Here is a 25,477-nt window from a genome sequence, read left to right on the forward strand (position 1 = left end):
ATCAGCTCCAACCGGCGCGGGTGCGGCGGCTGGAATACAGCGCTAGCAGCACCAGGAAAGAAAACACCAGCATCGCCGCCGCCAGCCAGTGGGCCTGGCTGTATTCAAGGGCTTCGACATGGTCGTAGATCTGCACCGACACCACCCGGGTCTTTTCGGGGATGTTCCCGCCGATCATCAGCACCACGCCGAATTCGCCGACTGTGTGGGCGAAGCCGAGGATCGCCGCCGTAATGAAGCCCGGGCGCGCCAAGGGCAGGATGACGCTGAAAAAGGTGTCCCACGGGCCGGCCCGCAGGGTGGCGGCGACTTCCAGCGGACGGCTGCCGATGGCGGAAAAGGCGTTTTGCAGCGGCTGCACGACGAAGGGCATCGAATAGATCACCGAGCCAATCACCAGCCCGGTAAAGCTGAAGGTGAGGGTGCCCAGGCCGAGGGCCTGGGTGAACTGGCCGATCCAGCCGTTCGGTCCCAACGCCAGCAGCAGATAGAAGCCGATCACGGTAGGCGGCAGCACCAACGGCAGCGCCACCACCGCGCCCACGGGCCCGCGCAGCCAGGATCGGGTGCGTGATAGCCACAGGGCGATGGGCGTGCCGATCAGCAGCAGGATCACCGTGGTCAGTGACGCCAGCTTCAGGGTCAACCCGATGGCGGAATAGTCGGCGCCGGTCAGCATTTAGCGTTGATAACCGTAGGTTTGGATGATGGCGGCGGCTTTCGGGCCCTTGAGGTAGTCCATCAATGCCTTCGCGGCAGGGTTGTCCCGACCCTTGCCGAGGATCACGGCGTCCTGCTTGATCGGATCATGCAGTTCGGCCGGGACAATCCACGCGGAACCGCTCGCCAACTTGCCGTCCTTGAATACTTGGGACAGGGCCACGAAGCCTAGCTCGGCATTGCCGGTGGAAACAAACTGGTAGGCCTGGGTGATGTTCTGGCCTTCAACGATCTTGTCCTTGACCTGCCCGGTCAGCCCCAGTTTATCCAAGACCTGGGTGGCGGCGAGGCCATAGGGCGCGGCTTTCGGGTTGGCGATGGACAGATGCTGGAACGCGTTGTCCCGCAGGACCTGGCCCTTGGCGTCGACGTAATTGTCCTTGGCCGACCACAATGCCAGCGTGCCGACGGCGTAGGTGAAGCGCGAGCCTTTCACGGCATCGCCTTCGCTTTCCAGTCTGGCCGGGGTGGTATCGTCGGCGGCCAGGAACACCTCGAACGGCGCGCCGTTCTTGATCTGGGTATAGAACTGCCCGGTCGCGCCGTATGCGGCGATCAGTTTGTGGCCGGTGTCTTTTTCGAATTCGCTGGCGATGGCCTGGATCGGGGCGGTGAAATTGGACGCGACGGCAACCTGCACCTCTTCGGCTTGGGCAGCATTGATACAAAAGCAGGCTGCCAGCAGCAGCGGGGCGAAATGGACAGGGCGCATGGACAGAGTTCCGTGGGGGCGGGTTCGCTATATAGCGGAATATATAGCGAAAGGCTGACAAACGGAACGTGGCATTTTGTCAGAAGTCAGCGGTGGCAGGGCTGCCGTCATCGCGAGCAAGCTCGCTCCCACAGGATTTCGGGATGAATGCATGATTGATATTCACACTGAACCCCTGTGGGAGTGAGCTTGCTCGCGATAGCGTCCGGTCAAGCGCCGGGGACTGTCAGGCTTGCGCTCAGCCCTTGAACCGAGCCAGCGCCTCCTCGGCCAGACGCCGGGTCAACTCGCCGCTCGGTAACTCACGCCCCAGGGGAAACGCCTGGCCGGCCCAGAGATTGGAGAAGTCAGCTTCGTCTTTGGCGCGCAAGGGCATCAAGGCGCCACCCGCCAAGGGGAATGCCGGGGCGAGCGGGCTCATCGGGCCGACTTCGCGCATCACTCGGTTGACAATCCCACGGGCCGGGCGACCGGTGAACAGATTGGTGACTGCGGTCTGGCTTTCCTTGGCCGTGCGTAACGCCCGGTGATGGGACGCGCTGATCTTCGCCTCGGGCGTGAACAGGTAGGCGCTGCCCAGCTGTACCGCTGACGCGCCCAGGGCAAACGCGGCGACGATTCCCCGCGCATCGCCGATTCCGCCAGTGGCGATCACCGGCACCTTCACCGCGTCCACGACCTGCGGCAGCAAGGCGAACAGGCCCACTTGGGTGTTGAGATCGTCACTGAGGAACATCCCGCGATGGCCGCCAGCTTCGTAACCCATGGCGATGATCGCGTCGCAGCCGTGCTGTTCGAGCCAGACGGCTTCTTCGACGGTGGTGGCCGACGAGAGAATTTTCGCGCCGGTGGCCTTGACCCGATCCAGCAACGATTTTTCCGGCAGGCCGAAGTGGAAGCTGACCACCTTGGGCCGCAGTTCTTCCAGCACGCGGCAGGCCGCATCGTCGAACGGCGTGCGATTGGACACTGGCGTTGGCGCGTCGTAGTCAGCCCCCAGTTCTTCATAGTAAGGCTTGAGGCGTTGCTTCCAGGCCTCGGCCCTTTGTTCATCAAAGACTGGCGGTTGATGGCTGAAGAAATTCACGCTGAACGGCTTGTCGGTCTGTCCAGCAATGTCCGTCAGGGCCTGGCGCAGTTGCTCTACATCGAGCATCGCGGCAGGCATCGAACCCATCCCACCGGCATTGGACGTGGCGACCACCATGGCCGGACCGGTCACCCCAGCCAGCGGCCCCTGGATGATCGGGTGCTCGATGCCGAGCAGGTCGAGAATGCGGGTGTCTGGCCACTGACTCATGTCCGGGTGTCTCCGACGGCAGAAGGAAACCGTGTTTTTAGCAGGAGTGACCCGGCCAGTGCCAGTCGAGTTTTTCAATCGATGCCCGGGTTGATCCCGACGCAAGGATCGGTACCATGCGGACTTCAATCATCAAGGAGCCCGACCCATGGACGTGAAACTCAGGACTGTCGAACCCTTCACCGTCGCCGGTTTGCAGGTGCGCACCCGCAACGTCGACGAGCAACAGGGCGACGCGGCGAAGATCGGCCCGATGTGGCAGCAGTTCTTCACCGAAGGGCTGTTCGACCAGATCCCGGCGCGTCAGTCGGAGTCGTTCGTCTATGGGGTGTATTCCGGCTACGAGTCCGATGCAACCGGCTATTTCAACGTGACCGCGGGTGTGCAGGTCGATGCCACGAGCGCAGGCTACCCCGCCGTGAATATCGAGGGCGGGGATTACCTGGTGTTCTCGGCCAAGGGTGAAATGCCTGACTGCGTGATCCAGACCTGGGGGCTGATCTGGGCGTACTTCGCCGACAACCCGCAAGCCGTGCGCCGGTTCACCACCGATTTCGAGGTGTACAACACGGCTGATTCGGTCGCGATCTATATCGGCGTTCAATCCTCCGACGAGCGTTCCAGCGCCAACAGCTGACGCTTGCGCTCAACACCCCAGCGGTAGCCCGACAGGTTGCCGTCGCTGCGCACCACCCGATGGCAGGGGATCGCCACGGCGAGGCTGTTGGCGCCGCAGGCCTGGGCCACCGCGCGCACCGCTTTGGGCAAGCCGATGCGCTGGGCGATCTCGGCGTAGCTGGCGGTGCTGCCTGGCGGAATCTCCCGCAGGGCCTGCCAGACCCGCTCCTGGAACGCCGTGCCGCGCAGGTCCAGCGGCAATTCCAGGCCCAGGGCAGGCGCTTCGATAAAACCCACCACTTGGGCGATCAGTTGCTCGAATTCCCGGTCGGCGCCGATGAGGTTGGCGCGACGGAATTTGTCTTGGAGGTCGCGCACCAGCACGTCCGGATCGTCGCCCAGCAGGATCGCGCACACGCCACGCTCGCTCTGCGCCACCAGGATCGCCCCGAGGGAGCACTGGCCGACGGCGAAGCGAATGTCAGTGTTTTGCCCTGCGGCGCGGTAATCGGCGGGTTTCATGCCCAGAACTTTGTCGGCAGCTTCATAAAAGCGGCTGTTGGAGTTGAAGCCGGCGTCGTACAGCGCTTCGGTCACCGACCCGGCGTCGGCCAGGCGTTCGCGCACCCTGCGCGAGCGATGGGCCGCGGCGTAGGCCTTGGGTGTCAGGCCGGTGACGGATTTGAAGACTCGGTGGAAATGAAAGGGGCTCAAGCCAGCTGTCCGGGCGAGGTCATTCAACCCAGGCAGTTCATCGGCCGCCTCGATCTGCCGGCAGGCGGCCGCGACCCGGGCCGCTTGTTGCGCAGCAATCTGGGTCTGGTCCCTCGCCAGGCGTTTGCTCGGACGGTAACCGGCGGCCTGGGCCTGTTCCGGCGTATCGAAGAATTCGACGTTGCGCGGGTTGGGCAGGCGCGACAGGCTGCTGGGGTGGCAATAGATGCCGGTGGTCTTCACGCCGTAGACAAATGTGCCGTCGGCGCGCGGATCCCGAGCGAGCACGGCGGCCCAGCGTGGGTCTTGGTCGGGGGAGCGGTTGTTGGAAGTGCTGTTCATGGTCGTTATTCCATTGGCCCGTTTTGCCTAGAGTAAGGAGCCATGCTTGTGACGACACTCCGGGTCTTGCGGTTGAATTCTGCGCTTTTATCCGGCCATGCGGAACGTCAGGTTGATCCGTTGGGCGCCCAGGCGCGGATGCTCTCCCGGCTTGAGGGGCAGCACGCCGTGGTAGCGCAACCGGTCCACGCCACCCCAGACGGCGATGTCGCCATGGAACAACGGGATGCGCTGGCTTTTGTCGCTGCGCTCGAACCCGCCGAACTGGAACATTGCCGGCAGGCCAAGGGAGAGTGAAACGACGGGGGCCGTCAGGGAGCGCTCGTTCTTGTCCTGATGCAATGACATGCGCGCGCCAGGCACGTAGCGGTTGATCAGGCAGGCGTCGGGCTCGAAATGCTCGAACCCAGCCTGCCGGGCAGCGGCCCGGGCCAATTCGCGAAAAACTTGCGGCATGTCGGGCCAGGGGTGGCCGGTCTGCGGGTCATGGGCGGTGTAGCGGTAGCCGCTGCGGTCAGTGGTCCAGCCGAGCGCACCACAACTGGTCAACGCCACCGACATTGTGAAGCCGCCGGGCGTGACCATCTGCCGGAACGGTGCCGCCTGCAAGACGCCTTCCAGCGCCGGCAGCAAGCGGTCGAGCCAGGGCAGGGCAAATCCGCGCAGCACAAAGGATTGTTGGCCGATCTGTTCGACCTGGCCGGGCGTGGTGGGCGCCTGGTCGGCGAACAGGTCGAAGGTGATGGGCGTGTCGTCATTGCGCATCATGAAAAATGATCCCGAGTGTATGCCGGCGACCGCTGTGCACGCGGCTGACGCCATGGCGCAAGTTAACCCGAAAATAACCGCGAACGCCCTTGACCGGCCGCTGATGCACGGCGAATACCACGGCGTCGCCTTGTTTCAAGTCGATGACCTGGGGGCGCGATTGCATGCGCGGCCGCTGTTCCGTGAGGACAAACTCGCCACCGATGAAGTTCTCGCCCGGTTCCGACAGCAGGATCGCCACCTGCAGCGGGAACACGTGCTCGCCATACAGGTCCTGGTGCAGGCAGTTGTAGTCCTGCGGCCCGTATTGCAGCAGTAGCGGGGTGGGGCGTTGCTGCCCGGCGGCGTGGCAGCGTTGGATGAAATCGGCGTGTTTGTCGGGATAGCGCGCGTCCAGCCCCATGCATTCGTTCCAGCGATTGGCCAGGGGTGCCAGCTTCGGATACAGCGACTGACGCAATTGCTGGATCACTTCAGGCAGCGGATAAGCAAAATACTGATACTCGCCGCGCCCGAATCCATGGCGTGCCATTATGACCCGCGAACGGAAAAGCCCGGGGTCGGCGTACAAACTACTTAACTGCCGACATTGCGTTGGCGACAGCAAATTGCGAATGATCGTGCAGCCGTCCTGGTCGAGGCTTTGTTCCAGGGCAGGCCAGTCGAGATCGGCGAGGTGTTGGGGCAGGGAGGGCTTAGGGGACATGATTGCAATCCTGTTGGAAGGACTGTCAGTCTGAAGAATGCTGTGTTGCAGGCACCCCGATTCTTGCTTATTTGAGAGCTCTTGTGGCGAGGGGATTTATCCCCGCTCGGCTGCGCAGCAGTCGTAAGCTTGCATCCACGGTTCACCTGCTGCAATGAAGTAGCAAGTTTTGGGGCTGCTGCGCAGCCCAGCGGGGATAAATCCCCTCGCCACGGATGCGTGGCTGCGTCTTACAGTGCCTTGCTGACCTTGAGGTCGGTGATCACATCGTCAGTCTCGCCATGCAGCTTTTTCAGCGCGGCCATGGCTTCTTCCTCAGTGCCGGTTTGCAGCTGGGCAAACTCGAAGCGGCGTTCGCCGTTGAGCTTGTACTTGATAACGTATTTGGTCGTCGGGGCCACGGTCTTTCCTGTTTTTTACGAAAGGGCCGCTCAGCTCAGCTTCGAGCTGGAGCGCCGGATGATCTTGATCTTGTGGGTCAGGGTCGGCTTGCGGGTGACGCTGATGGCGCGACGGTTGACGGTGTCGATGGTGATGTTCCAGAAACCGGTGCTGGGCGCGGTGATCCTGGCCGGGAACGTGTCGAACGCGCCGCCATGGTAAGTGTGCCGGCCACCGTTCTTGAAGCTGCGGAAATTGGCGTCGTTCATCAGGCGGATGTTACACATTTGGGAGCATTCGATGACGACGATATCGTCCTCGTTGAGGTGCTCGCGCTGATGGATGAATTTCATGGGTGCCTCCAGAAGGGCATTTCTTGCAAATCGACACGGCAAGATGGGCAAATAATGGCGCGCAGTTTACCAGCACCTAGGGTCAATAACCGACCCCTGTCCTGGGTGAAAGTCATTTATTGCCGGTTGGCGAATAAAAAAAACCAGGGCGTTGGAGAAAAACGGCGTTTGCATTGTCGGAGGGTCTTTACTGGAGGAATGATATGAAGCGCAGCGTGTGGGTACTGGCCTTGGCCCTGGGTGGATGTGCATCGGTATCGGACATCAACCAGACGCCACCCACCATGAGCGTCATCTCCGGTAAGAAGCCTCATGAATACGCCAATTGCGTTGCCGACAAGCTGCTCAAGACCCGTGGCCCGCTGCAGATGGAACCGCACAAGAACGGCGTCCGGGTGATCGTGCCAGGCAGAATATCGACGTTGCCCGCGGCGGTGTTCGACATCGACGAGCGTTCCAGTGGCAGCAGCATCAAGTTGCACGAAAGCATGTCCAACGTGCCGGTGCGTCCGGGGGACGTGCAGGAAGCGGCCAACGCGTGCATCTCCGGTTGAGCGCGTTCCGGGCCTGACGAACGGGCCGGGCATCGGTTAAGCTGCGCCCTTCGAAAAAAATGCCGCCACGGTCACGTTGGCGGCATTGTCATTTATGGAGTTCAGTCGATGAAACGCGAGCAGGTCCGCGAGCGCCATGCAGAAGGACTTATCTGCGCCACCCATGTGATACAGAACCCCGCGAGCCCCGGGGAATGGATCGTCTTCTTCAAGAAAAGCGCCGGACGCAGTTTCTTTCTCGTGGATGACCAGGACGAAGTCGAATCCTTCAGCCGGCTCGATGACCTGATCGAGACCCTGCGGGGCCTGGGGATCAAGTTCGCCGAGATTCACATCTAGCTTATTTGCAGACGACCACGACACTGCGGCTGGTGAAGTTTCCAACATCGACGCCCAAGGTCTTTTCGCTTTCCTTGGCCTGTGGCGTGCCATCGGTGCCGACGATGCGGTAACCGGTGCCGGCGCAGGAGGCATCCGCCTTCTCATAGCAGGTGGCCCAGGAGTTGGCTTCGCCCGAACAGTCGATGGACAGGCCTTGCTCGCCGTTATCCAGGTAGGTTTTTTCCGCCGAGGCACAACCTGCCAGGGCCAGGACTGCGGACAGCGCCAGGAACGTCTTCATGGGATAGTCATCAAGAAGGGAGGAATGGCGCGAGATTATAGCGAATAGCCATTCCGGTACAGCTAAACCAATGGCCCCTTCGAGCACCCAGGCGTCGAAGGGGCTGGCCGATTATTTCTTGCGGCGATTATTGCGCGCAGGCGCCTGTTCGCGTTCTCGCGGCGCCGGGGCAGAGCGCTCGTCCTGGAAGACCGCGGCGACTTCCACCGCCATCGTCTTGGTCGGCAAGGGGCCGGCGACCTGCTCGCCATGGTAGTTGATAATCCACCATTGGCCGTCCTTGTCCTGGCTGACCGAATAACCGTTTGCGTTCTGTGTTGCCGACATCTAGCTGCCTCATTGGCGGGATCAAGGCGGCCATGATACGCCAAATACCCGCAAACAGCGCTGATGGGCGTACAGTGGGGACCGCTGGAACCATCGAAGCGAAAGGCGATTGAACTATCCGCCGGTTTATTTCTCTATGATGGCATCGGTTGGCCAGTGCAGGCATTGTAAGCCGCCTGCCGGCTGATTAGACTGCGCCGAAACTTGTACACACCGCCTTTTCAAGGACTTATATGATCAAGAAATGCTTGTTCCCAGCAGCCGGTTACGGTACTCGCTTCCTGCCAGCGACTAAAGCCATGCCCAAAGAAATGCTGCCGGTGGTGAACAAGCCACTGATCCAGTACGGCGTCGAAGAAGCCCTCGATGCAGGCCTGACGGAAATTTCCATCGTCACCGGCCGTGGCAAGCGCGCCCTGGAAGACCATTTCGACATCAGCTACGAGCTGGAAAACCAGATCAAGGGCACCGACAAGGAAAAATACCTGGTCGGCATTCGTAAGCTGCTGGATGAGTGCTCGTTCTCCTACACCCGCCAGACCGAAATGAAAGGCCTGGGCCACGCGATCCTCACCGGTCGCCCGCTGATCGGTGACGAACCGTTCGCCGTGGTTCTCGCGGACGACCTTTGCGTCAACCTGGAAGGCGACGGCGTACTGACCCAGATGGTCAAGCTGTACAAGCAATTCCGCTGCTCCATCGTGGCAATCCAGGAAGTGGATCCGCAGGAAACCAACAAGTACGGTGTGATCGCTGGCGAAATGATCCGCGACGACATCTACCGCGTCCACAGCATGGTTGAAAAACCAAAGCCTGAAGATGCGCCGTCGAACCTGGCGATCATCGGTCGCTACATCCTGACCCCGGACATCTTCGACCTGATCGAACAGACCGAGCCAGGCAAGGGTGGTGAAATCCAGATTACCGACGCCCTGATGAAACAGGCCCAGAACGGCTGCGTCATGGCCTACAAGTTCAAGGGCAAGCGTTTCGACTGCGGTGGCGCCGAAGGTTATATCGACGCGACCAACTTCTGCTTCGAGAACTTCTACAAGACCGGCAAGGCTTACTGATAGCCAGCGTCGCGCCTTGAAAAAACGCCCCGACTGGTTCGGGGCTTTTTTTTGCCTGCAGATCAGCAAGCTCCCTCGCCACAAGGGCTCTTTGCAGATGCCGTTTGGCTTTTCGTTTTCCGTCCCCATAATCAATTGCAACGCTGCCCGTTCTGGCTGCTCCGCGCAGGAACAGCAGGTATGCTGACAACCTGCCGAAGGAGATAGATGATGGCCTACGATTTTAATCTGTATGTGATTGGCGCCGGTTCCGGCGGTGTGCGGGCGGCGCGGTTTGCCGCGGGTTTCGGCGCAAAAGTGGGCGTGGCGGAAAGCCGCTACCTGGGTGGGACCTGCGTCAACGTCGGTTGCGTGCCGAAAAAACTGCTGGTCTACGGCGCGCATTACGCCGAGGACTTCGAACAAGCGTCGGCCTACGGCTGGACGGCCGGCGAGGCGAATTTCGACTGGGCCACGCTGATTGCCAACAAGGACCGCGAGATCAATCGCCTCAACGGCATCTACCGCAACCTGCTGGGCAACAGTGGCGTCACGCTGCACGAAGGCCACGCCAGGATCACCGGCCCTCACGAAGTCGAGATCAACGGCGAGCGCCACACCGCCGAGCACATCATGATCGCCACGGGTGGCTGGCCGGTGATCCCGGATATTCCAGGGCGCGAGCACGCCATCAGTTCCAACGAGGCGTTTTTCCTGAAGACGCTGCCCAAGCGCATGTTGGTGGTGGGCGGCGGTTACATCGCGGTGGAGTTCGCCGGGATCTTCCACGGCATGGGCGCGCAAACGTCCTTGCTGTATCGCGGCGACCTGTTCTTGCGTGGCTTCGACGGCGCAGTGCGCAAGCATCTTGCAGAGGAACTCGAACGTCGAGGCCTGGACCTGCAATTCAATGCGGATATCCAGCGCATCGACAAGGAAGCCGACGGCAGCCTGAAAGTGACGCTCAAGGACGGTCGCACGCTGTCCACCGACTGCGTGTTCTACGCCACTGGCCGGCGACCGATGCTGGACAACCTCGGCCTTGAAAACACCGGCGTGACGCTGGACGAAAAAGGCTTTGTGCAGGTCAACGAAAAATACGAGACCGCCGAGCCGTCGATCCTGGCCATTGGCGACGTGATCGGTCGCGTGCAGCTGACGCCTGTCGCGTTGGCTGAAGGCATGGCGGTGGCGCGACGCCTGTTCAAGCCCGAGCAGTATCGCCTGGTGGACTATCGGATGATCCCCACAGCCGTGTTCAGCCTGCCGAACATCGGCACGGTTGGCCTGACGGAAGAACAGGCCCGGGAGGAGGGGCATGAGGTGCAGATTTTCGAGAGCCGTTTCCGGCCGATGAAGCTGACCCTCACCGAGTGCCAGGAACGCACGCTGATGAAGCTGGTGGTTGACGCCAAAACCGATAAGGTCTTGGGTTGCCACATGGTCGGGCCGGATGCGGGAGAAATCGTGCAGGGCTTGGCTATTGCCTTGAAGGCCGGCGCGACCAAGCGTGACTTCGACGAAACCATCGGCGTACACCCGACCGCCGCCGAAGAATTCGTCACCATGCGTACGCCCACCGCCTGACGCATGGAAGATGCCTGTAGGTGCTGCCGAGTGCAACGAGGCTGCGATCTATTCCTTGGAACTTTCACTTCAAACGAAAGATCAGGATCAAAAGATCGTCCGAACGCGGCCCGAGCCTTCGCCAGCTTCTACAGATTTCTTCTATCTATATGGTTTCCTGATAGCCAAAACCAATCATTCGCATGAGCTTTGGCAATGAGCCAACCGCGAATTGAATGGCTAAGATTCCCCCATCAACTTTTCAACCCCTGACGGAGAGTCAACGATGCCTATCATCAACAGCCAAGTTAAACCGTTCAAAGCCACCGCTTACAAAAATGGCAGCTTCATCGAAGTGTCGGACGCTGACCTGAAAGGCAAGTGGTCTGTCGTGTTCTTCTACCCGGCTGACTTCACCTTCGTTTGCCCAACCGAACTGGAAGACCTGGCCGACAACTACGCCGAATTCCAGAAGCTGGGCGTCGAAATATACAGCGTGTCGACCGACACTCACTTTGCCCACGCTGCCTGGCACAACACTTCGCCAGCCATCGGCAAGATCCAGTACACCATGATCGGCGACCCGACCCTGGCTATCTCCCGCAACTTCGACGTGCTGATCGAAGAAGCTGGCCTGGCTGACCGCGGTACTTTCGTGATCAACCCTGAAGGCCAGATCAAGATCGTTGAAATCAACGACGGCGGTGTAGGCCGTGACGCTTCCGAGCTGCTGCGCAAGATCAAGGCTGCTCAGTATGTTGCCGCTCACCCAGGCGAAGTCTGCCCAGCCAAGTGGAAAGAAGGCGAGGCCACCCTGGCTCCGTCCCTGGACCTGGTCGGCAAGATCTAAGTCTGTGAGTTATCCGAGGGCGATCCGCTCTTAATCAAGTAAGCCGCTTCGCCCCAAAAAACGCCCGGGCGAGATTCGCTCGGGCGTTGTTTTTTCTGAAATTCACACATGGAAATCGCCCGTATGTTGGACGCCAATCTTAAAGCTCAGTTGAAGTCATACCTGGAACGGGTCACCCAGCCGATCGAGATCGTTGCATCCCTCGACGACGGTGCGAAATCCCAGGAAATGCTCGCGTTACTCAAAGACGTCGCCAGTCTTTCCAACCAGATTACCTTGCTCGACAACGGTACCGATGCGCGCAAGCCGTCGTTCTCGTTGAACCGCCCGGGAGCCGATATCAGCCTGCGTTTCGCCGGCATTCCCATGGGCCATGAATTCACTTCGCTGGTGCTGGCCCTGCTGCAAGTCGGTGGCCACCCTTCGAAGGCCAGTGTCGAAGTGATCGAACAGATCCGCTCGCTCAAGGGCGAGTTCAACTTCGAGACGTATTTCTCGCTGTCGTGCCAGAACTGCCCGGACGTGGTCCAGGCGCTGAATCTGATGGCTGTGCTGAACCTGAACATCAAGCACGTCGCTATCGACGGCGCGCTGTTCCAGGCCGAAGTCGATGAACGCCAGATCATGGCCGTGCCAAGCATCTACTTGAACGGTGTGAACTTCGGCCAGGGCCGCATGGGCCTGGAAGAAATAATCGCCAAGATCGACACCAGCGGCATCGAGCGCCAGGCCGAGAAGATCAGCGCCAAGGATGCCTTTGACGTGTTGGTGGTCGGCGGTGGCCCGGCCGGTGCTTCGGCGGCGATCTACGCGGCGCGCAAAGGTATCCGCACCGGTGTGGCGGCCGAACGTTTCGGCGGCCAGGTGCTCGACACCATGGCCATCGAGAACTTCATCTCGGTCCAGGAAACCGAAGGCCCGAAACTGGCCGTTGCCCTGGAAGAACACGTCAAGCAGTACGACGTCGACATCATGAACCTGCAACGCGCCGACGCCTTGGTGCCTGGCACGGACGGCGGACTGCATGAAGTCAAGTTCGCCAGCGGTGCGAGCCTCAAGGCCAAGACCGTGATCCTGGCGACCGGTGCCCGCTGGCGTGAAATGAACGTGCCGGGCGAGCAGCAATACCGCAACAAAGGCGTGGCGTACTGCCCGCACTGCGACGGTCCGCTGTTCAAAGGCAAGCGTGTCGCAGTGATCGGCGGCGGCAACTCCGGCGTCGAAGCGGCCATCGACCTGGCCGGTATCGTGTCCCACGTCACCTTGCTGGAATTCGACGTGCAGTTGCGAGCCGACGCGGTGTTGCAGCGCAAACTGCACAGCTTGCCGAACGTGACGGTGATCACCAATGCCCAGACCACCGAAGTGACGGGCGACGGCCAAAAGGTCAATGGCCTGCGCTACAAGGATCGTCCGAGCGGTGAAGTGCGCGACGTGGCGCTGGAAGGGATCTTCGTGCAGATCGGCCTGTTGCCTAACACCGATTGGCTCAAGGGCACCGTTGAGTTGTCACCGCGCGGCGAGATTATCGTCGATGCCCGTGGCGAAACCTCGATCCCTGGCGTGTTCGCAGCCGGTGACGTGACCACCGTGCCGTACAAGCAGATCGTGATCGCCGTGGGCGAGGGTGCCAAGGCTTCGTTGAGTGCCTTTGACCACCTGATCCGCACTTCCGCGCCGGCCTGATCGCCTCCCGCTGAAACGAATAAACCCCATGGGCCTTGGCTCATGGGGTTTTTTTTTGGATCTCGCGTTTTCCTGTGGGAGCGAGCTTGCTCGCGATAGCGGCCGGTCAGCTTGCATCCATGTTGAATGTGCTGAAGTCATCGCGAGCAAGCTCGCTCCCACAGGGGATTTGTCAAATGTTGGAGCGGTAATGCGGTTTACAACGGCGCAGGCTGGATGATCTCAACCCAATAGCCATCCGGGTCCTTGATGAACGCCAGGCTTTTCATGCGGCCATCGTTCAGGCGTTTCTGGAAGTCACAGCCCAGCGCTTCGAAGCGTTCGCAGGCGGCGACGACATCGGGCACGGAAATGCAGATATGACCGAAACCGCGCGGGTCGGTGTTGCCGTTGTGGTAGGCAAATGCCGGGTCGTTTTCGGTGCCATGGTTGTGGGTCAGTTCGAGGATGCCGGGGATCGACTTCATCCACTCGGTGCGCGCCGCCGCGTCCGCCGGAATCTGGCTCTTGTCCACCAGCGCCAGGAAATACAGGCTGAATTCGGCTTCAGGGAAGTCGCGTTTCTCCACCAGCGAGAAACCCAGCACGCGGGTGTAGAAATCCAGGGACTTGGTGATGTCCTTGACCCGCAGCATGGTGTGGTTGAAGACGAACTTGGCCGTGGCCGCATCGGGTTGGGCGGTGACGCCAGGGAAAGTATTGAGTTCGTGCAGGCTCATGGGCCCTCCGGAAAATAAGTGGGGCAAACGGCGTCGCAGCCTGGGGCACGACGGTTCCTGGGCTTGCGTCAGATGGCTTCCTTGCAGGTGCGCCCATGATACGCAAGGGACGCGGCGCCGCCAAACCGCGCATGGCTATTGCCTGGTTCTGCCTCGGGCTTCAGACTTCACGATTCGTTCTTGAGTGCCAACGCAATGATTCGACCGTTCCTTACGCTGTTTGTCCTGCTACTTGCAAGTGTCGGCGGTGTCCAGGCGGCCGAACCGCAGGTCACCTGGCCCCAGGGCTGGGTTGTCGAACCGCTGCCAGCGGATACATCGGCCTCGGCTGCCCCTGGAACCCTGCGCCAACGTGCCACCAAGAGTGATCCGGCAGGCAATGCCGTAATGGTCATGGAGCTGACCATGACCCCCGTCGCGCCGGATCATCAGGTCAACTTGCAGGGTGTGTTGCTGGAAATGCGCAAATCAATCCAGAAGGATTTTTTCCAGGGCGGTTATCAAAGTGTGTGCACTAAGGTCCATGCCTCCATGTTGGCTGACGTAACTGCATTGGAAACCACTTGCACGATCACGCAAAACGGACGACATGTATTGTCTCAGACACTCGTCGCGGCACTAACTGAGGGCAAGGCTTATGTGCTGTCCTATGCAGGGCAGGCGCAGGCGTTTATTGAAAGCCAGGATGAAATACAGTCGGTGCGAAACAGTTTGAAACTGTGACGCCTTAAGCGTAATACGCCAAAAGGTTTAATCCTAAAGTTCAGCTCATAAAAAAGCCCTGAATGGTCAGGGCTTTTGCATGCTGGGCTGTCAACCACGCAACCAGGAGTCAACGGTCGCTGCACCGTATTGTTCTTTCCAGGCTTTCAGGCCGCGGTGATTGCCACCCTTGGTTTCGATCAACTCGCCGGTGTGCGGGTTCTGGTAAACCTTCACCACTCGCGCACGGCGGGTCTTGGTGGGCTTGTTCGATGGCAGGCTTGCCTTGGACGGGTTCGGGTCGAGGATCGCGACGATGTCGCGCAGGCTCTTGCCGTAGGTTTTCATCAGTCCCTGGAGCTTTTCCTCGAATTCGATTTCCTTCTTGAGCCCGGCATCGTTCTTCAGCGACTCCAGCTGCTTGAGCTGTTCTTGAAGGGCCTTTTCGGCTGCACGAAATTCAGCGAGTCTGGACAAAATGATTACTCCAATCAAAATATTTGGCTGATACCAACCGCAAACAAAGCTATAAGCCAAGCGCCTTGAAGCGACCCGGTGTTAATGACCCTCTGCTGTTATGTGGCACAGGTAGAAAAATTGTAGTAGTTAATCCAGAAAGTGTAAATCGTAACTTTTTCGTTATGTAACAACAGCAAACGCTTTATCAACTGGACGTCGTCGTCAATAGATCGGCGACGGTTAACTGCCGTTAGTGGTGTTCAATGACTCAGCGAATGCCTGTCCGCTAATCGGTCGACCAAATAGATAGCCCTGTAGAAAGTTCACCCCATGGGCGCTCAGGTAGTCGCTTTGTTCGACGGTTTCGACGCCTTCGGCCACCATGTCCAAGCCCAACTTGCCCGACAGTTCGATGATGCTATCAAGGAGGTGACGCGACAGGGCGTCGGCACCGATCATCGCGACAAAACTCTGGTCAATTTTCAGGAAGTCCACGTTGAACTGGCGCAAATACGCCAGGCTGGAATGACCGGTGCCGAAATCGTCGAGCGCGATCTTGACGCCCAATTCCCGCAGTTGGTCGAACAGTTGCCGGGTCACGGGCGTCGGTTCGATCAGCTCGCGTTCGGTCAACTCCAGCACCAGAGTAATCGCCCCTGGCGCGAAGGCGCCGAGAAACTTGCGACAGTCGTCCACCAGCGCCAGATCATGGCAGTGGCGGGCGGTGATGTTGATACCGACATGAAACGGCGCTTCGAGTCGCGGCGCGAGCGGCGCCAGCAGGCGCATGGTTTGCTGCATCAGCACACGGGTCATCGGCACGATCACACCGCTGTGTTCGGCGAAGGGGATGAAGAGATCCGGGCGGACCAGGCCTTCCTTGGGATGGTTCCAGCGCATCAGCACCTCGACGCCTGCCCAGCGTTTGCTGTCGCTGTGCACGACCGGTTGCAGGTAGGGCACGAACTCGCCGGCTTCCAGCGCCCGTTGCAATTCACGGCTGGGAGACGAGGCGCGCTTTTGCAGCCAGTGTCCGAGTGTCCCGAGCACCGCGCCAAAGAAGATCAGCAGGCTGAACAGCGGTGGATATTCCCTGGTCATGTAGCGCCAGGTTTCACCCTCCTCGAATCCGGCCTCCACATTAAAGGCGTAGCGCGATGAACCCAGTTCACTCTGGGCCACCGGCAGCCCCGGCAAGGGCCCTGGCCGGACCTTGCCGTCCGCCGCCAGCCAATTTGGCCCGACTTGCAGTCGCAGCCGGGTCTGGCCGCCGATCAGGCGCAGGACATTGGCCAAGTGATACCCGTCAAGTGTGGCCAAGGCGCCTTGCCGGCCGTCATTGAGTCGGTAGATCAGCAGTGCGGTATCCGGCGTCACCGGGTTGCCGTCCATGAGCCATAGCATGCCCTGATGATAATCGCTCGGGTTGACCCGCTCCTCGAAAGCCCCGAACAGCGAGCTGCAATACAGGCTGTCGTCCCAGATCAGGTTGGTCGAGCGGACAAAGGGCCGGCGCGTCACTTGTTCGCGCAAGGCCAGCTTCACCGCTTCGCAGGGCTGGCCCGCCAGGGGCAACAATTCACGGGCCGCCAGGGCAGTATTGTCGAGCATCAACTCGATCTGCCTGACCAGTTCCTCGGCGGTCTCCCGGGTGTGTTGCGCCAGCGTCCGCTCGGCCTGCATGTACAAAATGGCCAGCCCTGACAGTATCGGCACCAGGCCGCACAGTAGGGTGACCAGGTAGCGGCGGGACCGGGTGTGCGAGCGGGTGGTCGTCAAGGGCATCGGCACAACCTGAGGAAAAGGGGATGAGGGGGAAGCGTTGGATGCCGACCATGATAGATGGCCTGCCGGTTACTTGCCTTACGCAATTGATGCATGCTGACCCGCTGTCATCGCGAGCAAGCTCGGCTCCCACATTTATCAGGGGAGTTCTTGGAATCTGTGAAGGCTACAGATTCTGTTGGGCCAGTTCGATAAACGCCAAGGTGGCAGGAGAGGCCTGGCGACTGTCCAACACGGCCAGGCCGATCTGTCGCGGCACCCGCGGCGACAAGGGCCGGACGACGTAACCAGGGTTCTCGGCATCTGGCAATGACCCTTCGGACACCACACTCACCGCCTCGCCACGCCTGACGACATCCAGGGTGCTGAGCAACTGCGAGCAATGGAAACGCACGATCGGCGTCAACCGGGCGGCATTGAACAGGCGCGTGACCAGCTCCGACGATCCCGCCTCGGTGTGCACGAAGGGGTCGTTGCACAGGTCCTTGAGGCTCAGGCTGGCCTGGGCGGCGAGGGGATGTGCGCTGGGCAGCAGGGCGACCATCTGATCTTCCATCAACATGAACGTATCGAAACGCTCCTCGGGCAGCACCACGAAACCAATGTCGATCCGCCGCTCGTCCAACCATTGGATGACCTGTCTGTCGGGCCCTTCGTCGATGTGCACTTCGATCCCCGGGTGCAAGGCTCGATAGCGCCGCAGGATCCCGGGCAGCAGTTTCATCGATGACGTCGGCCCGAACGAGCCGATGCGCAAGGTGCCTCGGCGCATGCCTCGGGCATCGGCGGCTTCCTGGCGCAAGGTGTTGGCCAGCCCGAGCATGGCCCGGGCCCGTAGCAGCAACTGTTGGCCAATATCGCTGGGTTCCACCATCGACTGATGACGCCTGAGCAATTCCACGCCCAGCTCTTGTTCCAGGGATTTGATGGCATGGGACACCGCGGATTGGCCAATGCCCAGACGCGTGGCCGCAGCAGTGAAACCGCGCAGCTCGGCGACCAGCGAGAAGATTTCGAGTTGGGTGAGCGTCATGAGGGATTGCTCATTTTACGATGATCGAATATGAGGCGAACAATACGGCATCCCAACCGTACACGGAACTTTGGCCCTGGCGCTTTTCTGTGGCGAGGGAGCTTGCTCCCGCTGGACCGCGCAGCGGGCCCGTTGCTGGTAAATGAGAGGACTGCTTCGCAGACCAGCGGGAGCAAGCTCCCTCGCCACAGGTAATTCGTTCTATTTCAACGTGGTGAAACCATGAAACCCTTCGAACAAACCGTCCCAATCCCCTCAGACCTCCCGGTCTATCTGAAACTCGCCATGGTCACGATGATCTGGGGCGGGACTTTCGTGGCCGGACGGATCCTTTCCGATGCCCTGACGCCCCTGTTCGCCGCCAGCCTGCGGTTCCTGCTGGCAAGTGTCGCGCTGTTGGCGTTTCTCGGCCTGGCCGGCATTCCCCTGGCCAGGCCCAGCCTGAAGCAGGGGGTACAACTGGCGGTGCTGGGGTTCTTCGGTATCTTCTTCTACAACCTGTGCTTCTTTTATGGTTTGCAACACATCAGCGCGTCACGCGCCTCGCTGATCGTGGCATTGAATCCGGCCGTGATCGGGTTGGCGTCCTGGTGGCTGTTCAAGGAGCGGTTGGGACGCTTGAAAATCACTGGCATCGCGCTGTGCATCGGCGGGGCGGGGCTGGTGATCGTCAGTCGTGATCCTTCCTTGTTGCACGCAACCGGGCAGGGCTGGACCGGCGACTTGCTGATCTTCGGCTGCGTACTGGGGTGGGGCATTTATTCGCTGTTCTCCCGGAGCCTGAATGAGAGCCTCGGCCCCCTGCAGACGGTCACCTGGTCGATCCTGTTGGGCTCGCTGATGTTGTGGGCGGCCTGCGCGACGGTGGGTGAGGTTCGCTTCGAGGCGTTGACCGCGCTGGACATCAGGCAATGGCTGAGCCTGCTGTACCTCGGCGTGCTGGGCTCGGCCCTGGCCTACATCGCCTGGTATGACGGTATTCGCCGGATTGGCGCGACCCGTTCCGGCGTATTCATCGCACTCAATCCGCTCACAGCCGTGCTGCTGGGGGCGTTGTTGCTGGACGAACGGCTCACGGCCCTGATGTGCGTCGGCGGTGGCGTGATTCTGGCGGGCATTTTTCTTTGCAACAAACCCGTTGCACAGTCGGCGCAAAAAACGATTTGATACGGAAGGCGGACAAATCCGGTTACGCTGTGTAGAATCGATTTACGCATATAAGAATAACGTCTTCTGGCAGCAGAAGCCTCGCCCGCAAAAGCCTTGGGTCGACAATGAAGATACTTGGGTTTCAACTGATCTATGGCGATTTCCTCGCCCGCAGCGTTCGTGGCATCTCCTGCGCGCCGCCCCGTGCCCTCAGCATGACTGGCAACTAACGTTTCCTGTTAATTGATAAGCATGATGAGGCGCCGACATGGCAGATCTATACGAAAACCCGATGGGCCTGATGGGCTTTGAATTCATCGAATTCGCGTCACCTACGCCCAACACCCTGGAGCCGATCTTCGAGATCATGGGCTTCACCAAAGTGGCCACCCACCGCTCCAAGGATGTGCACCTGTATCGCCAGGGTGCGATCAACCTGATCCTCAACAATGAGCCCCATAGCGTGGCGTCCTACTTCGCCGCCGAGCACGGCCCGTCGGTGTGCGGCATGGCGTTCCGGGTCAAGGACTCGCAATTGGCCTACAAGCGCGCCCTCGAGCTTGGCGCCCAGCCGATCCACATCGAGACCGGTCCGATGGAGCTGAACCTGCCGGCCATCAAAGGCATCGGCGGCGCGCCGTTGTATTTGATCGACCGTTTCGGCGAAGGCAGCTCGATCTACGACATCGACTTCGTGTTTATCGAGGGCGTGGACCGCAACCCGGTGGGCGCAGGTCTGAAAATCATCGATCACCTGACCCACAACGTGTATCGCGGACGCATGGCGTACTGGGCGAATTTCTACGAGAAGCTGTTCAACTTCCGCGAGATCCGCTACTTCGACATCAAGGGCGAATACACCGGCCTGACTTCCAAGGCGATGACCGCTCCGGACGGCATGATCCGCATCCCGTTGAACGAAGAATCGTCCAAGGGCGCCGGCCAGATCGAAGAGTTCCTGATGCAGTTCAACGGCGAAGGCATCCAGCACGTGGCATTCCTCACCGACGACCTGGTCAAGACCTGGGACCAGTTGAAGAAAATCGGCATGCGCTTCATGACCGCGCCGCCGGACACCTACTATGAAATGCTCGAAGGCCGCCTGCCGAACCACGGTGAACCTGTCGATGAATTGCAATCTCGCGGCATCTTGCTGGACGGCTCGTCCAACCCGGATGACAAGCGACTGCTGCTGCAGATTTTCTCGGAAACCCTGATGGGACCCGTGTTCTTCGAGTTCATCCAGCGCAAGGGTGACGACGGCTTCGGCGAGGGCAACTTCAAGGCGTTGTTCGAGTCGATCGAGCGCGACCAGGTGCGTCGTGGTGTGCTCGCTACCGAGTAACACCCAGGCATCATGAAAAAGCCCGCCCGGCAGTGATGCCGGGCGGGCTTTTTGTTGCCCGACGCAGTCCCCAATGTGGGAGCGAGCCTGCTCGCGAAGGCGTCGTTTCAGTCAACATCAATGGCGCCTGACACGCCGCTTTCGCGAGCAGGCTCGCTCCCACAGGGTCTGGCGGTGACGTTAAGTCCGGCGCCGCTGCCGTACCAAGTGCTTAAACCCTTCGAACACCAATACCGCCACGGCCATCCAGATGGGAATGTAGGTCAGCCATTCTTCGGCCTTGATACTTTCCCCCAGCAACAGCGCAACACCCAGCAGCAACACGGGTTCTACATAGCTCAACAACCCGAACAGGCTGAATGGCAGCAGTCGGCTGGCGACGATGTAGGACACCAGTGCCGACGCACTGATGACACCGAGAATCGGGATCAACAGCGACAGCCACGGATACTGATCGAAAACACCGAAGCCCTGTTCACCGCTCTGCACGAACCAGAGTGCCAATGGCAGCATCAATGTCATGTCCATCCAGAGCCCGCCCAGGTTGTCGGTGCGCAGGCGTTTGCGCAGGATGAAATAGATGGGATAGCCCACCACCACCAACAACGTCGCCCAGGAAAAACCACCCACCTGGTAAAGCTCGTTGAGCACGCCAAGGGTGGCGAAAAACACCGCGACCTTTTGCAAGCGCGAGAGCCGCTCGCCATAGACGATACGTCCGGTCAGAACCATCGACAGCGGCAGCAGGAAATAGCCCAGCGACACGTCCAGGCTGTAGCCGTTGAGCGGCGCCCACATGAACAGCCACAACTGCGCGCCCATCAACGCCGATGACGCCATTGCCCCGAGCAGCAAGCGCGGCGTGGCGACCAGGCGGGCGACAAGATCCGAGACGAGTTTCCACTCACGGGCGATCAACATGAACGCCGTCATGCACGGCATCGTCAGCAACATGCGCCAACCAAAAATCTCCAGGCCGGTCAGTGGCGTGAGCAGCGAGGTGTAGTAATACATGACGGCGAACAGGGCGGATGCCGAGACCGATAGAGCGATGCCTTTGGACACGGATGCCTCTTGTTATTGGATAAGCCTGAGTCCCCGCGGCGAGGAGCTTGCTCCCTCGCCACGGTGATATTCATGAAAGTTACGACGTACGCGGCACGCGTCCCGGCACGAAATGGCCGACATCGTTGAACCCCGGCGTCGAGGCATGCCCAGGCGTCACCAGCGAATCGATGAACGCTTCATCTTCCGCGGTGATTTTCACCGCCTGCGCCTTGGTGTACGAATCCCATTGCTCCTCGGTGCGCGGCCCGACGATGGCCGAGGTCACGGCATTGTTGTTCAACACCCAGGCGATGGCGAACTCGACGATGCCCACGCCCCGGCCTTGGGTGTATTCCAGGATCTGCTGGGCGATGCGCAGGGATTCGACCCTCCATTCGGTTTCCAGGATGCGCTTGTCCTGGCGTCCGGCACGACTGTTGGCGTCCGGTGCGACGTCTGGCGCGTATTTTCCACTGAGTACGCCGCGAGCCAGGGGGCTGAACGGCACCACGCCAAGGCCATAATTTTGCGCCGCGGTGATCTGCTCGGTTTCCGCCTGGCGGTTGACGATGTTGTACAACGGTTGGCTGATCACCGGGCGGTCAATGCCCAGGCTGTCGGCGATCCGGATCACTTCGGCGATGCGCCAGCCACGATAGTTCGACAGGCCCCAGTAGCGGATCTTGCCCTGGCGAATCAGGTCGCCGATGGCCGATACGGTGACGTGCAGCGGGGTGTTGTGGTCTTCGCGGTGCAGGTAATAAATGTCCAGGTAATCGGTGCCCAGGCGCGTCAGGCTGGCCTCGATGCCATTGAACAGATGCTTGCGGCTCAGGCCGCTGCGGTTGGGCACGCCGTCCGGCGGGCCGAAACCGACCTTGGTGGCGAGCACCCACTCGTGGCGGCGGCTGGCAATCGCCTCGCCGACGATTTCTTCGGAGCGACCGCCGGTGTAGACGTCGGCGGTGTCGATGAAATTGATGCCCTGGTCCCAGGCCTTGTCGATGATCCGCAGCGAATCTTCGGTGCTGGTCTGTTCGCCGAACATCATGGTTCCCAGGGTCAACGTCGAGACTTGCAACCCGGATTGGCCTAGCGTGCGGTAGCTCATGACAAGATCCTTTCATCCATGGGGAAAGGCTCAATCAAACCCCAGAACAGCCGCGAGGATCAAACAGATTTACCCAAACACCCCCAATCAACTGTGGGAGCGAGCCTGCTCGCGAAGAGGCCAGCAACGCCAAACCACCATTTTTGTGAATTTGACCAATAATGCTCCAAGACTTTTGTGCGGCGGACCGGCGTCACGGTTGCGGTCAGCTGGCAGAATGCTGTGCATCGGAACCGGAGAGCAAAAATGAAAATAGTCATCGCCCCCGACTCGTTCAAGGACAGTCTCAGCGCCCAGGGCGTGGCGGACGCCATCGCAGGAGGGTTGGCCCAGGTCTGGCCGGATGCGCAGTTGATCAAGTGTCCGATGGCTGACGGAGGCGAGGGGACAGTGGAGGCGGTGCTTGCGGCCTGCGACGGTCAGTGGCGTGAAAACCGGGTCCTCGGCCCGCTGGGAGCCGCCGTCGAGGCTCGTTGGGGCTGGCTGCCGCAAAGCCGCACGGCGATCATCGAGATGGCTGAGGCCAGCGGTCTGCAACTGGTAGCACCGGGGCAGCGCGATGCCTGTTCCAGCAGCACCTATGGCACCGGTGAGTTGATCCGCGCGGCCCTGGATGAAGGCGCTAGCCGAGTCATCCTGGCGATCGGCGGCAGCGCCACCAACGATGGCGGTGCCGGGGCGATGCAGGCCCTGGGCGTGGCGTTGCTTGATGGCCAGGGCCAGGCGCTGCCGCCCGGCGGCTTGGCCCTGGGCAAACTGGCGCGTATCAACCTGAGCGAACTGGATCCGCGCCTGGCCGGCGTGCGATTTGAGATTGCTGCGGATGTCGATAATCCGCTTTGCGGGCCCCATGGCGCTTCAGCTGTGTTCGGCCCGCAGAAAGGCGCCTCCGCCGAGCAGGTGCAGCAACTGGACCGGGCCCTGGGGCATTTTGCCGAACATTGCGCCCAGGTGTTGAACCGCGACGTACGCGACGAACCCGGCAGCGGTGCGGCCGGCGGCCTGGGCTTCGCCGCCAAGGCGTTTCTCCAGGCACAGTTTCGGACCGGCGTGGAAGTCGTCGCCCAGTTGACCGGCCTGGCCGATGCAATCAACGGTGCCGACCTGGTGATCACCGGCGAAGGCCGTTTCGACGCCCAGACCCTGCGCGGCAAGACGCCTTTCGGCGTCGCCCGCATCGCCCGGCGCCACGGCGTGCCGGTGGTGGTCTTGGCCGGTACGTTGGGGGAGGGCTACGAAGCGCTTTATGAACACGGTATCGAGGCCGCGTTTGCCCTGGCAAACGGGCCGATGACCCTGCAAGAAGCCTGCACCGATGCGCCGCGCCTGCTGGCCGAGCGGGCCAGGGACATCGCCCGGCTCTGGCGAGTGGCAGCCCGCTGATTTTCACCTGCGGTCGGTTGCCAGGACGCATCAGTCATCGGAGATTGCCTTCGGACATTGACCCGCCCGCACACCCTGCGTAGCCTTGCGCCTTCGAGGTTCTTCGGCACGCGCCGAAGCTAAGAAGGGAACGCGGTCCAAGCCGCGGCTGCCCCCGCAACTGTGAACGGTGCTGTTTCTGCAATGCCACTGTGCATGCCCTGTTACAACGGGCGCACGGGAAGGCGCAGCCACTGTCAGCCAGGCTTTGCATCAGAAGCCTGGCTGGCCCACCGTCAGCCAGGAGACCTGCCTCGACAAGATTCTCACTACAACCGGGCGGGGTGATCCGGTGGCGAAATCTTCCGCGCGCCCGTGCCTGCGGTTGTCGTCCCGTTTGCCCGCCACCTTGCCAAAGGGCATCCGATGAAAACACTGGCCAAACTCCCCGTCACTATCGTCACCGGTTTCCTCGGCTCGGGTAAGACCACCTTGCTGCGGCACATGCTCGACAACGCCCAAGGCCGGCGCATCGCGGTCATCGTCAATGAATTCGGCGAACTGGGCATCGACGGCGAGATCCTCAAGCAGTGCTCCATCGGTTGCACCGAAGAAGAAGCCAACGGCCGCGTCTATGAACTGGCTAACGGTTGCTTGTGCTGCACCGTGCAGGAAGAATTCTTCCCGGTGATGCGCGAACTGGTGGCCCGTCGCGGCGACCTCGATCACATCCTCATCGAAACCTCCGGCCTGGCCTTGCCCAAGCCGCTGGTCCAGGCCTTCCAGTGGCCGGAAATCCGCAGCGCCTGCACCGTCGATGCGGTCATCACCGTGGTCGACAGTCCGGCCGTTGCCGCCGGCACCTTCGCCGCGTTCCCGGACAAGGTCGATGCCCAGCGCAAGCTGGACCCGAACCTGGACCATGAATCGCCGCTGCACGAGCTGTTCGCCGATCAACTGGCGAGTGCCGACCTGGTGATCCTCAACAAGGCCGACCTGATCAACCCCGAAGACCTGGCCAAGGTTCGCCTGGAAGTCGCCGAGGAACTGCCGCCAGCGGTCAAGGTCATCGAAGCCAGCAGCGGTCGCCTGCCGCTGGACGTGCTGATCGGCCTGGGCGCCGGTTCCGAAGAACACATCGACAGCCGCCACAGCCATCACGACCATCACCATGACGGCGATGACGACGACCACGATCACGATGCCTTCGATTCGATTTCCATCGAACTGCCCCAGGCTGACGAAAGCCTGCTGCTCGACGCGCTGACGCAACTGGTGATCCAGCACGACGTGCTGCGGGTCAAGGGCTTCGCAGCCATCCCGAACAAGCCGATGCGCCTGCTGATCCAAGGCGTCGGCACGCGTTTCGACAAGCACTTCGACCGCCAGTGGGGCGCCGACGAAGCACGCGTGACGAGGCTGGTGCTGATCGGCCAGGCGCTGGACGCCGGGCTGCTCGAAGCGCAGTTGCGCGCTGCCCTCAGCGCCTAAGCC

28 protein-coding genes and 1 riboswitch are annotated in these 25,477 nt (G+C 60.8%); of the genes, 12 read left to right on the forward strand and 16 right to left on the reverse strand.

The features are described from left to right. Position 1 precedes the first annotated feature (1 nt). The 3 genes from modB to FHK92_RS24435 all read right to left on the reverse strand — a co-directional run bounded on the left by modB (position 2) and on the right by FHK92_RS24435 (position 2,732). The gene (modB, locus tag FHK92_RS24425) at positions 2–679 is read right to left on the reverse strand and encodes a molybdate ABC transporter permease subunit (protein ID WP_181290380.1); all 678 of its coding nucleotides are present in this window, start codon (positions 677–679) and stop codon (positions 2–4) included. Next, a complete protein-coding gene (gene modA / locus FHK92_RS24430; protein ID WP_181290381.1) occupies positions 680–1,432 on the reverse strand; it encodes a molybdate ABC transporter substrate-binding protein in 753 nt (250 codons plus the stop codon). It abuts the gene before it with no gap. Between the two features lie 238 nt (positions 1,433–1,670). Next, on the reverse strand, positions 1,671–2,732 hold the full coding sequence (locus FHK92_RS24435) for an NAD(P)H-dependent flavin oxidoreductase (protein WP_181290382.1): 1,062 nt from the start codon (positions 2,730–2,732) through the stop codon (positions 1,671–1,673). A 148-nt stretch (positions 2,733–2,880) separates the two neighbouring features. Between FHK92_RS24435 and FHK92_RS24440 the strand changes: the two genes are divergently transcribed. Further along, on the forward strand, positions 2,881–3,369 hold the full coding sequence (locus FHK92_RS24440) for a GyrI-like domain-containing protein (RefSeq protein WP_181290383.1): 489 nt from the start codon (positions 2,881–2,883) through the stop codon (positions 3,367–3,369). Here the strand turns inward: FHK92_RS24440 and ada are convergent. The 5 genes from ada to FHK92_RS24465 all read right to left on the reverse strand — a co-directional run bounded on the left by ada (position 3,333) and on the right by FHK92_RS24465 (position 6,614). Continuing rightward, positions 3,333–4,406, reverse strand: a complete 1,074-nt coding sequence (gene ada / locus FHK92_RS24445; RefSeq protein ID WP_181290384.1) for a bifunctional DNA-binding transcriptional regulator/O6-methylguanine-DNA methyltransferase Ada — start codon at positions 4,404–4,406, stop codon at positions 3,333–3,335. The genes FHK92_RS24440 and ada overlap by 37 nt on opposite strands. Before the next feature lie 87 nt (positions 4,407–4,493). Continuing rightward, positions 4,494–5,174 carry a DNA oxidative demethylase AlkB gene (gene alkB, locus FHK92_RS24450; RefSeq protein ID WP_375154629.1) on the reverse strand — a complete coding sequence of 227 codons (681 nt, stop codon included), beginning with the start codon at positions 5,172–5,174 and terminating at the stop codon, positions 4,494–4,496. Beyond that, on the reverse strand, positions 5,161–5,880 hold the full coding sequence (locus tag FHK92_RS24455) for a 2OG-Fe(II) oxygenase (RefSeq protein WP_181290385.1): 720 nt from the start codon (positions 5,878–5,880) through the stop codon (positions 5,161–5,163). Before FHK92_RS24455 ends, alkB begins: the two co-directional genes overlap by 14 nt. Before the next feature lie 230 nt (positions 5,881–6,110). Then, on the reverse strand, positions 6,111–6,281 hold the full coding sequence (locus tag FHK92_RS24460) for a hypothetical protein (RefSeq protein ID WP_181290386.1): 171 nt from the start codon (positions 6,279–6,281) through the stop codon (positions 6,111–6,113). A gap of 30 nt (positions 6,282–6,311) precedes the next feature. Then, a complete protein-coding gene (locus FHK92_RS24465; protein ID WP_003182962.1) occupies positions 6,312–6,614 on the reverse strand; it encodes a DUF1883 domain-containing protein in 303 nt (100 codons plus the stop codon). 203 nt (positions 6,615–6,817) lie between these two features. Between FHK92_RS24465 and FHK92_RS24470 the strand changes: the two genes are divergently transcribed. Then, complete coding sequence (locus tag FHK92_RS24470; RefSeq protein WP_181290387.1) at positions 6,818–7,168, forward strand: hypothetical protein; 351 nt, start codon at positions 6,818–6,820, stop codon at positions 7,166–7,168. A gap of 108 nt (positions 7,169–7,276) precedes the next feature. Further along, complete coding sequence (locus FHK92_RS24475; RefSeq protein ID WP_181290388.1) at positions 7,277–7,507, forward strand: hypothetical protein; 231 nt, start codon at positions 7,277–7,279, stop codon at positions 7,505–7,507. 1 nt (position 7,508) lies between these two features. On the opposite strand, the gene FHK92_RS24480 is transcribed toward FHK92_RS24475, so the two are convergent. Both FHK92_RS24480 and FHK92_RS24485 read right to left on the reverse strand, forming a co-directional pair. Next, on the reverse strand, positions 7,509–7,790 hold the full coding sequence (locus FHK92_RS24480; RefSeq protein ID WP_181290389.1) for a hypothetical protein: 282 nt from the start codon (positions 7,788–7,790) through the stop codon (positions 7,509–7,511). A 111-nt stretch (positions 7,791–7,901) separates the two neighbouring features. Next, positions 7,902–8,117: a hypothetical protein gene (locus FHK92_RS24485; RefSeq protein WP_039592969.1), complete on the reverse strand. Its 216-nt coding sequence runs from the start codon at positions 8,115–8,117 to the stop codon at positions 7,902–7,904. A gap of 233 nt (positions 8,118–8,350) precedes the next feature. On the opposite strand from FHK92_RS24485, the gene galU reads away from it, so the two are divergent. From galU to ahpF, 4 genes are all read left to right on the forward strand, one after another. Next, complete coding sequence (gene galU / locus FHK92_RS24490) at positions 8,351–9,190, forward strand: UTP--glucose-1-phosphate uridylyltransferase GalU (RefSeq protein ID WP_003182953.1); 840 nt, start codon at positions 8,351–8,353, stop codon at positions 9,188–9,190. A gap of 210 nt (positions 9,191–9,400) precedes the next feature. Beyond that, positions 9,401–10,756 (forward strand): glutathione-disulfide reductase, encoded by a 1,356-nt coding sequence (gorA, locus tag FHK92_RS24495; protein WP_181290390.1) that lies wholly within the window; start codon positions 9,401–9,403, stop codon positions 10,754–10,756. A gap of 265 nt (positions 10,757–11,021) precedes the next feature. After that, entirely contained in the window at positions 11,022–11,585 is a 564-nt protein-coding gene (ahpC, locus tag FHK92_RS24500; RefSeq protein WP_181290391.1) for an alkyl hydroperoxide reductase subunit C, read from the forward strand. Between the two features lie 123 nt (positions 11,586–11,708). Continuing rightward, a complete protein-coding gene (ahpF, locus tag FHK92_RS24505; RefSeq protein ID WP_181290529.1) occupies positions 11,709–13,271 on the forward strand; it encodes an alkyl hydroperoxide reductase subunit F in 1,563 nt (520 codons plus the stop codon). A gap of 197 nt (positions 13,272–13,468) precedes the next feature. Here ahpF and gloA read toward each other — a convergent pair whose 3' ends face one another. Then, positions 13,469–13,990 carry a lactoylglutathione lyase gene (gloA, locus tag FHK92_RS24510; RefSeq protein ID WP_181290392.1) on the reverse strand — a complete coding sequence of 174 codons (522 nt, stop codon included), beginning with the start codon at positions 13,988–13,990 and terminating at the stop codon, positions 13,469–13,471. 195 nt (positions 13,991–14,185) lie between these two features. On the opposite strand from gloA, the gene FHK92_RS24515 reads away from it, so the two are divergent. Then, complete coding sequence (locus FHK92_RS24515; protein ID WP_181290530.1) at positions 14,186–14,713, forward strand: DUF4946 domain-containing protein; 528 nt, start codon at positions 14,186–14,188, stop codon at positions 14,711–14,713. A 90-nt stretch (positions 14,714–14,803) separates the two neighbouring features. Here FHK92_RS24515 and FHK92_RS24520 read toward each other — a convergent pair whose 3' ends face one another. The 3 genes from FHK92_RS24520 to FHK92_RS24530 all read right to left on the reverse strand — a co-directional run bounded on the left by FHK92_RS24520 (position 14,804) and on the right by FHK92_RS24530 (position 17,969). Next, positions 14,804–15,169 carry a histone-like nucleoid-structuring protein, MvaT/MvaU family gene (locus FHK92_RS24520; protein WP_181290393.1) on the reverse strand — a complete coding sequence of 122 codons (366 nt, stop codon included), beginning with the start codon at positions 15,167–15,169 and terminating at the stop codon, positions 14,804–14,806. Positions 15,170–15,391: 222 nt separating this feature from the next. Continuing rightward, the gene (locus FHK92_RS24525) at positions 15,392–16,936 is read right to left on the reverse strand and encodes an EAL domain-containing protein (protein WP_181290394.1); all 1,545 of its coding nucleotides are present in this window, start codon (positions 16,934–16,936) and stop codon (positions 15,392–15,394) included. Positions 16,937–17,102: 166 nt separating this feature from the next. After that, complete coding sequence (locus FHK92_RS24530) at positions 17,103–17,969, reverse strand: LysR family transcriptional regulator (protein WP_181290395.1); 867 nt, start codon at positions 17,967–17,969, stop codon at positions 17,103–17,105. 222 nt (positions 17,970–18,191) lie between these two features. Between FHK92_RS24530 and FHK92_RS24535 the strand changes: the two genes are divergently transcribed. Both FHK92_RS24535 and hppD read left to right on the forward strand, forming a co-directional pair. Beyond that, positions 18,192–19,136, forward strand: a complete 945-nt coding sequence (locus FHK92_RS24535) for a DMT family transporter (RefSeq protein WP_181290396.1) — start codon at positions 18,192–18,194, stop codon at positions 19,134–19,136. A gap of 250 nt (positions 19,137–19,386) precedes the next feature. After that, positions 19,387–20,463 (forward strand): 4-hydroxyphenylpyruvate dioxygenase, encoded by a 1,077-nt coding sequence (gene hppD / locus FHK92_RS24540; RefSeq protein WP_181290397.1) that lies wholly within the window; start codon positions 19,387–19,389, stop codon positions 20,461–20,463. A 180-nt stretch (positions 20,464–20,643) separates the two neighbouring features. Here the strand turns inward: hppD and rarD are convergent, their stop codons facing one another. Both rarD and FHK92_RS24550 read right to left on the reverse strand, forming a co-directional pair. Next, the gene (gene rarD / locus FHK92_RS24545; protein ID WP_181290398.1) at positions 20,644–21,528 is read right to left on the reverse strand and encodes an EamA family transporter RarD; all 885 of its coding nucleotides are present in this window, start codon (positions 21,526–21,528) and stop codon (positions 20,644–20,646) included. Positions 21,529–21,607: 79 nt separating this feature from the next. Then, positions 21,608–22,621 carry an aldo/keto reductase gene (locus FHK92_RS24550; RefSeq protein ID WP_181290399.1) on the reverse strand — a complete coding sequence of 338 codons (1,014 nt, stop codon included), beginning with the start codon at positions 22,619–22,621 and terminating at the stop codon, positions 21,608–21,610. A 246-nt stretch (positions 22,622–22,867) separates the two neighbouring features. On the opposite strand from FHK92_RS24550, the gene FHK92_RS24555 reads away from it, so the two are divergent. Further along, on the forward strand, positions 22,868–24,004 hold the full coding sequence (locus FHK92_RS24555; protein WP_181290400.1) for a glycerate kinase: 1,137 nt from the start codon (positions 22,868–22,870) through the stop codon (positions 24,002–24,004). 79 nt (positions 24,005–24,083) lie between these two features. Beyond that, positions 24,084–24,314: riboswitch (cobalamin riboswitch) on the forward strand. Between the two features lie 95 nt (positions 24,315–24,409). Further along, entirely contained in the window at positions 24,410–25,474 is a 1,065-nt protein-coding gene (gene cobW / locus FHK92_RS24560) for a cobalamin biosynthesis protein CobW (protein WP_181290401.1), read from the forward strand. Positions 25,475–25,477: the final 3 nt, after the last annotated feature.

It is taken from the genome of Pseudomonas brassicacearum subsp. neoaurantiaca (assembly GCF_013608025.1).
Lineage (GTDB): Bacteria > Pseudomonadota > Gammaproteobacteria > Pseudomonadales > Pseudomonadaceae > Aquipseudomonas.

Excerpts from the sequence above, each read along its gene's own strand:
- FHK92_RS24550 (WP_181290399.1), bottom strand. The coding sequence starts at position 22,621 with ATGAGCTACCGCACGCTAGGCCAATCCGGGTTGCAAGTCTCGACGTTG.
- galU (WP_003182953.1), top strand. The coding sequence starts at position 8,351 with ATGATCAAGAAATGCTTGTTCCCAGCAGCCGGTTACGGTACTCGCTTC.
- ada (WP_181290384.1), bottom strand. The coding sequence starts at position 4,406 with ATGAACAGCACTTCCAACAACCGCTCCCCCGACCAAGACCCACGCTGG.
- FHK92_RS24465 (WP_003182962.1), bottom strand. The coding sequence starts at position 6,614 with ATGAAATTCATCCATCAGCGCGAGCACCTCAACGAGGACGATATCGTC.
- FHK92_RS24535 (WP_181290396.1), top strand. The coding sequence starts at position 18,192 with ATGAAACCCTTCGAACAAACCGTCCCAATCCCCTCAGACCTCCCGGTC.
- FHK92_RS24475 (WP_181290388.1), top strand. The coding sequence starts at position 7,277 with ATGAAACGCGAGCAGGTCCGCGAGCGCCATGCAGAAGGACTTATCTGC.
- FHK92_RS24440 (WP_181290383.1), top strand. The coding sequence starts at position 2,881 with ATGGACGTGAAACTCAGGACTGTCGAACCCTTCACCGTCGCCGGTTTG.
- modB (WP_181290380.1), bottom strand. The coding sequence starts at position 679 with ATGCTGACCGGCGCCGACTATTCCGCCATCGGGTTGACCCTGAAGCTG.
- FHK92_RS24515 (WP_181290530.1), top strand. The coding sequence starts at position 14,186 with ATGATTCGACCGTTCCTTACGCTGTTTGTCCTGCTACTTGCAAGTGTC.
- FHK92_RS24480 (WP_181290389.1), bottom strand. The coding sequence starts at position 7,790 with ATGAAGACGTTCCTGGCGCTGTCCGCAGTCCTGGCCCTGGCAGGTTGT.
- gorA (WP_181290390.1), top strand. The coding sequence starts at position 9,401 with ATGGCCTACGATTTTAATCTGTATGTGATTGGCGCCGGTTCCGGCGGT.
- hppD (WP_181290397.1), top strand. The coding sequence starts at position 19,387 with ATGGCAGATCTATACGAAAACCCGATGGGCCTGATGGGCTTTGAATTC.
- FHK92_RS24435 (WP_181290382.1), bottom strand. The coding sequence starts at position 2,732 with ATGAGTCAGTGGCCAGACACCCGCATTCTCGACCTGCTCGGCATCGAG.
- FHK92_RS24455 (WP_181290385.1), bottom strand. The coding sequence starts at position 5,880 with ATGTCCCCTAAGCCCTCCCTGCCCCAACACCTCGCCGATCTCGACTGG.
- cobW (WP_181290401.1), top strand. The coding sequence starts at position 24,410 with ATGAAAACACTGGCCAAACTCCCCGTCACTATCGTCACCGGTTTCCTC.
- alkB (WP_375154629.1), bottom strand. The coding sequence starts at position 5,174 with ATGATGCGCAATGACGACACGCCCATCACCTTCGACCTGTTCGCCGAC.
- FHK92_RS24525 (WP_181290394.1), bottom strand. The coding sequence starts at position 16,936 with ATGCCCTTGACGACCACCCGCTCGCACACCCGGTCCCGCCGCTACCTG.
- ahpF (WP_181290529.1), top strand. The coding sequence starts at position 11,709 with ATGTTGGACGCCAATCTTAAAGCTCAGTTGAAGTCATACCTGGAACGG.
- FHK92_RS24485 (WP_039592969.1), bottom strand. The coding sequence starts at position 8,117 with ATGTCGGCAACACAGAACGCAAACGGTTATTCGGTCAGCCAGGACAAG.
- gloA (WP_181290392.1), bottom strand. The coding sequence starts at position 13,990 with ATGAGCCTGCACGAACTCAATACTTTCCCTGGCGTCACCGCCCAACCC.
- FHK92_RS24555 (WP_181290400.1), top strand. The coding sequence starts at position 22,868 with ATGAAAATAGTCATCGCCCCCGACTCGTTCAAGGACAGTCTCAGCGCC.
- FHK92_RS24470 (WP_181290387.1), top strand. The coding sequence starts at position 6,818 with ATGAAGCGCAGCGTGTGGGTACTGGCCTTGGCCCTGGGTGGATGTGCA.
- FHK92_RS24530 (WP_181290395.1), bottom strand. The coding sequence starts at position 17,969 with ATGACGCTCACCCAACTCGAAATCTTCTCGCTGGTCGCCGAGCTGCGC.
- modA (WP_181290381.1), bottom strand. The coding sequence starts at position 1,432 with ATGCGCCCTGTCCATTTCGCCCCGCTGCTGCTGGCAGCCTGCTTTTGT.
- ahpC (WP_181290391.1), top strand. The coding sequence starts at position 11,022 with ATGCCTATCATCAACAGCCAAGTTAAACCGTTCAAAGCCACCGCTTAC.